Source organism: Blautia sp. DFI.6.71 (genome assembly GCF_020593585.1).
GTDB lineage: Bacteria > Bacillota > Clostridia > Lachnospirales > Lachnospiraceae > Blautia_A > Blautia_A wexlerae.
This window is the reverse complement of sequence record NZ_JAJDMJ010000133.1, coordinates 1-1,186: the sequence shown is the minus strand read 5'-3', so window position 1 is coordinate 1,186 and position 1,186 is coordinate 1. Positions and strand designations below refer to the sequence as shown.

Genomic DNA, 1,186 nt, shown 5'->3' with positions numbered 1-1,186 from the left:
AAGGTATATTAGAATGTAGAATTTACTTTTTCATTCAAGCTCTAACTCATCACTACTACAATATATTTATGGGTAATCCCCTTACTTCCAGTAAGGATTTATCCATCTCATTACTTAAACTGTTAGAATGTAGGATGCAATGGTATATCGACTTCATCACTTGGACCTCGCGTCCGTACTTTAGACTGATAACCGGCTCCTCATTCACAGTGTTCGTTTTATGCAGGTTGAATCACATTAGGTGCATTCGTGTCACACACAGTAGTTTGAACAGGTAATGAGTAAAACTGGTATTTATCCATTGTAATATTTTTTAAGGAGTGATAAATTTATGAACGCAGTAGGTATCGATGTTTCAAAAGGTAAAAGTATGGTTACAATTCTGAGACCATTTGGGGAGATTGTATCCTCTCCTTTTGAGATTAAGCACACATCCAGTGATATCCATTCACTTATTAAACTTATTCATTCTATCGAAGGTGAATCCCGGGTTGTAATGGAACATACCGGCCGCTACTACGAAGCACTTGCTCACCAGCTTTCAGCAGCAGATCTCTTTGTCAGTGCTGTTAATCCCAAGTTGGTCAAAGATTTTAATAACGATTCTCTTCGCAAAATCAAGTCCGACAAAGCTGATTCTGTCAAGATTGCCCGCTACGCTCTTGACAAATGGCAAAGTCTTGAACCGTATAGTATTACAGATGAATTACGCGCTCAGCTAAAGGTCATGAATCGTCAGTTCCATTTCTATGTGAAACAAAAAACGGCTATGAAAAATAATCTTATTGGCCTCATTGACCAGACCTATCCAAATGCAAATACTTATTTCAATAGTCCCACCCGCAGTGATGGTTCCCAGAAATGGGTTGATTTTGTCTCTACATACTGGCATGTAGATTGCATTCGTAAAATGTCTCTAAACGCTTTTGTTGAACATTATCAGAACTGGTGCAAGCGCAAAAAATATGCCTTCAATAAATCAAAAGCGGAAGAAATTTACACCAAAACAAAGGAACTTGTTCCAGTATTTCCTAAGAATGAAATAACCAAACATATCATCAGACAAGCTATCGATCAGCTCAACAGTACTTCCGTTACTGTCGAAACAATACGCACTCTCATGAACGAGACTGCCTCAAAGCTTCCTGAATACTCAATTGTCATGCAGTTTAAAGGGATTGGTCCA

General features: G+C 38.3%; 1 protein-coding gene. It reads left to right on the top strand.

Annotation, left to right across the window (positions count from 1 at the left end; genetic code table 11):
* Positions 1 to 331: 331 nt before the first annotated feature.
* The coding region (locus tag LJE12_RS19560; protein WP_195481631.1) for an IS110 family transposase at positions 332 to 1,186 on the top strand (855 nt) is incomplete at its 3' end.